The following is a 3,927-nucleotide window of genomic DNA, read 5'->3' as shown; positions in this document are numbered from 1 at the left end:
GATGGTCGCTGGCATCGCCGTGGTCCCGCTGGCGAAGCGGTTCGCCCCGCACGCGCTGATGATCGTCGGGCTGGTGCTCGTCGCAGCCGGCTTCCTGGCCATCCTGCTGTTCCGGCACGACCTGACGGTGGTCGCCGTCATCGTGTCCTTCCTGGTTCTGGAACTCGGGGTGGGGATCTCGCAGACCATCTCGAACGACACCATCGTCGCGTCCGTGGAACCGGCGAAGTCCGGCGCGGCCTCGGCGGTGTCGGAGACGGCGTACGAACTTGGTGCGGTCGTGGGCACCGCGACCCTCGGCACCATCTTCACCGCGTATTACCGTGCCAGCGTTGAACTTCCGGGCGGTCTGACGGAGCACCAGATCGCCGACGCCAGGGAGAGCATCGGCGGCGCCACCTCGGTTGCGCAGACCCTCCCTCCCGCGTTGAGTGGTCGGCTCCTCGACTCCGCGCGGACGGCGTTCGACGCAGGCATCGCCCCCACGGCGACCATCGCCGCCGTGTTGACGCTGATCGCGGCCGGCGTCGTCGCCCTGGCGTTCCGCGGCGTCAGTGCTGACGCAGGCCGATCAGGAGCAGAACCGAGCCCAGCAGCGACGCCACCGTCCGAACGTGATTCCACGCCGTCCACGGGCCCAGATACGCCTGCCACGCGCGTAGCGCATCTGCAGCTGACAGTCCCGACGGATCCACCGCGTCCAGTTGGTTGTTCAGCGGAACGTTGAAGGCGAACGTCACGATGAATGCCACCGTGCCGAGGACCGCGCCTGCGAGCACGTAGCCGGCGCCCGCCTGCGACAACCGGAACAACGTGGCGATGCCGATGCCGAGGGCCAGCAGCGCCGAGCCGACGAACAACGTCAGAAACGGCGCATTGGCAGGGGCCTCGGCGTTCATGCCGCGCATCGCGGTGATCGCGTCGGCGGGCCCGGTACGGTCCAGACCCTTCATCACGATGGTGGAGAAGGCGTAGAACACTCCGCCGACGGCGGCGCTCGACACCGCGGCCGCGGCGGTGGCGATGAGGTAGGGGCTGGTTGTCATCGCAATAGTCAACCGCCGCACGGCAAGACGATCCATCGTCTTCCGTACCGCTTGCATACGCGATCGTCTACATTTGGTGATCGTGGATGCCCTCGGTGGATTGCTCGACGGAGTCCGCGCCCGCGGTGCGTTCGTGCTGCGCCTGTCCCTGGACCCACCCTGGTCGATGCGCATCCAGGACGACGCCCCGTTGACGCTGATCTGCATGACGCACGGCACCGCCGTCATCGTGACCGAATCGGGTGACACCTTCGACGTGCGGCAAGGCGACGTTGCCGTCGCCCGGGGTGTCGAGCACTACCTCTTCGCCGACGATGCGGCGACCGAACCGCAGGTCGTCATCCACCCCGGCAACAGATGCACGACGCTGCGCGGGGAGGACCTCCGCTTCGAGATGTCGGTGGGGGTGCGCACCTGGGGCAACACGGCCGCGGGCTCACACCGGGCGGTGATCTGCGCCTACGAGGGCCGCAGCGAGGTCAGCGCCCGCCTGGTGAACGCACTTCCGACGGTGCTGGTGCTCCGCGGCGACGAATGGCACACCCCGCTGGTCGCGCTGCTCGTCGAGGAGGCCGGGCGGGACGGACCAGGCCAGGAGGCCTACCTCGACCGGCTGCTGGACCTGCTCCTGATGGACGTGTTGCGCACCTGGTTCGACCGTGACGAGCAGGCACCCACCTGGTGGTACGCCGAGCACGACCCCCTGGTCGGCCCCGCGCTGCGCCTCATCTACAACAATCCCGAGCACCCCTGGACGGTAGCCAATCTTGCTGTTGCCGTGGGTAGTTCGCGGGCAGCGTTCGCGCGCCGGTTCAACGAGCAGGTCGGTGAACCACCGATCGCCTTCCTCACCGGCTGGCGGCTGGCGCTGGCCGCCGATCTACTGAGGACGGATGGGCACACGCTTGCGTCGGTCGCCCGCCGGGTGGGCTACAGCACGCCGTTCGCACTGAGCAGTGCGTTCAAGCGCGCCTACGGGGTCAGCCCGAATGCGCATCGCTCTCAGCTGTCGGGTTAGCGCCCTTGGTGGCTCGCCCGGCGAGCACGCCCGCCACCGAGGTGGCCGCGATGGTGACGATCGCCCCCAGCATCAGCGCCGCCGGCTCGCCGGGCAGCAACAGGTGCTCCTCGGTACCGACCGTGGCAGCGGCGACGGGCACGCCGAGCTGGGCCGCCGAGAGCACGGCGAGCGTCAACGGCTGTTTGAGCAGCCTGCCGGCCGCGTGGGCGAGGATCGCACCGGCGCCCAGTGCGAGACCGAGCAGGATGAGCTGCGGGTGCGCACCGAGATCGCGTATCTGCAGCGAGGCGCCCAGCCACACGAAGAACAGCGGCGCAAAGAACCCCTCGGTGATGCCGAACAGCTGACGCGCCAGCCGACGGGGTTCGCCGATGGCGGCGATCACCAGACCAAGTGCGAAGCCTGCCAACATGATCGAGACGTGGGTGCTGATGGCGAGCCAGGCCAGCCCGAACAACATCGCGAGGCTGATCCGCAGTTCGAGGGCGAACGCGTGCTTCTCGGAATACTGGTGCAGGCGTTTGGGCAGCCCTCTGGCGTTGGCCCAGCGCAGCACCACGAACAACACCGCCCCGCACACCGCGATGGCCACCGCGCCCAGGGCCGCCCGCGGCGCCCGCGCTGGGTCGATCATCAAGGGCAGCAACACGATGCAGGCCGTGTCGGCCACGGCGATCTGGGCGGTCACCGAGAGCACCGGCGGCCCGGACAACCGGAGCCCGTCGATGATGGGCAGGGCGAGTGCCGCCGACGACGACGCCATCAAGACTCCGTAGAGGGCGGCATGCCCGGTGCCGAAGACGATGGCGAGTCCCACTCCGAGAACTGCTGCGACCGCACCGACCAGGACGGCCCGTACCAGTGCCGCAGGGGCCGCCGAACGCATGGCGCGGTCGCGGACGGGCACGTGCGTCCCGACCACGAACATCACCAGGGCGAAGCCAATGTTGGCGAGCAGCTCGAAGGTCGGATCGGTGTGGTCGATGACTTCAAGACCGGTCTTGCCGAGCACAATCCCGACGAGCAGTTCGCCGACGACCGACGGGACCCGCAGCCGCGGCACCGATGCCAGCATCGGGCCGATCAGGCCCACCACGACGAGCAACGCCAGGGTGCCGAACCCGAATCCCGCCATCTCAGCCCGGCGTCTGCCAGGACACCAAACGGCACGGGATCGAGGTGTTCTCGTCGGTCAGGTAGCTGGCACAGACGCGGTGGTAACCGTCGGCGATCTCCAGTGCGGCGCCGTCGACGGCCTTCCCCCGCACCAACAGGATCGGTGAAAGCTTCTTTCCCGCAGCGATCTTCGCGAGATCGGCCTTCACGTGTTGGTTCGCCGCAGGCAGCAGCGCCAGCCGGGCCGCCCGCAGGATGTCCTTGGCCTTGCGAAGTGACGTGTCGGCCGTCCTGAGCGCATCCACCGTCTTCGACGTGGTGTCGGCTTCACCGACCAGACTCAGGTAGTCCACCGCGGCGGCGTAGTCGTGATCCTCGGGGACATCAAGCCACTTGACCGCCATCCGCACACCTTAAACCGGACGGCTGTCAACGCGTTGCTGGCTCGGGCTCCGTTTCCGCTCGTCACCTCTGACGCATTGGTGACGGATCACGGCGGTTTGCGGACCTGGGATCACCACGTATGGAGTGCCCGCTCGCAAACTCGAGGGATTTCCCTGATTCGCGCGGGATCAGGCGGGGCGTTCTGCTGCGCCCTGTGCTGGGTGGCGTCTCAGCTAACGAAGTGGACTTCGCGCCGATCGTCGTCGACGACGACCACGCCGACGCCCGCCGCCACGTCGTTCATGACCAGCGATATTGCAATCCCTGCCAGCACCGGCAAGGGTAAGCGGTGTGCTCATT

At 68.0% G+C, this 3,927-nt stretch carries 5 protein-coding genes; 1 reads left to right on the top strand and 4 read right to left on the bottom strand.

What is annotated here, in order from left to right:
* Both ACRDUX_RS38330 and ACRDUX_RS38325 read right to left on the bottom strand, forming a co-directional pair.
* A partial coding sequence (locus ACRDUX_RS38330; RefSeq protein ID WP_526422360.1) for a hypothetical protein occupies positions 1-312 on the bottom strand: 312 nt, incomplete at its 3' end.
* A 239-nt stretch (positions 313-551) separates the two neighbouring features.
* Positions 552-1,046 (bottom strand): anthrone oxygenase family protein, encoded by a 495-nt coding sequence (locus tag ACRDUX_RS38325; RefSeq protein ID WP_526422358.1) that lies wholly within the window; start codon positions 1,044-1,046, stop codon positions 552-554.
* An 82-nt stretch (positions 1,047-1,128) separates the two neighbouring features.
* Here ACRDUX_RS38325 and ACRDUX_RS38320 point away from each other — a divergent pair, with 82 nt between their 5' ends.
* Positions 1,129-2,064 (top strand): helix-turn-helix transcriptional regulator, encoded by a 936-nt coding sequence (locus ACRDUX_RS38320; RefSeq protein ID WP_526422356.1) that lies wholly within the window; start codon positions 1,129-1,131, stop codon positions 2,062-2,064.
* Here the strand turns inward: ACRDUX_RS38320 and ACRDUX_RS38315 are convergent.
* Positions 2,027-3,202, bottom strand: a complete 1,176-nt coding sequence (locus ACRDUX_RS38315; protein WP_526422354.1) for a cation:proton antiporter — start codon at positions 3,200-3,202, stop codon at positions 2,027-2,029. The genes ACRDUX_RS38320 and ACRDUX_RS38315 overlap by 38 nt on opposite strands.
* 1 nt (position 3,203) lies before the next feature.
* Entirely contained in the window at positions 3,204-3,587 is a 384-nt protein-coding gene (locus tag ACRDUX_RS38310) for a hypothetical protein (RefSeq protein ID WP_526422352.1), read from the bottom strand.
* Positions 3,588-3,927: the final 340 nt, after the last annotated feature.

This window comes from Mycobacterium sp. (assembly GCF_050701675.1).
In the GTDB taxonomy this organism is placed as follows: Bacteria; Actinomycetota; Actinomycetes; order Mycobacteriales; family Mycobacteriaceae; genus Mycobacterium.
The sequence above is the reverse complement of the archived record's forward strand: the minus strand, read 5'-3'. Positions and strand labels throughout refer to the sequence as shown.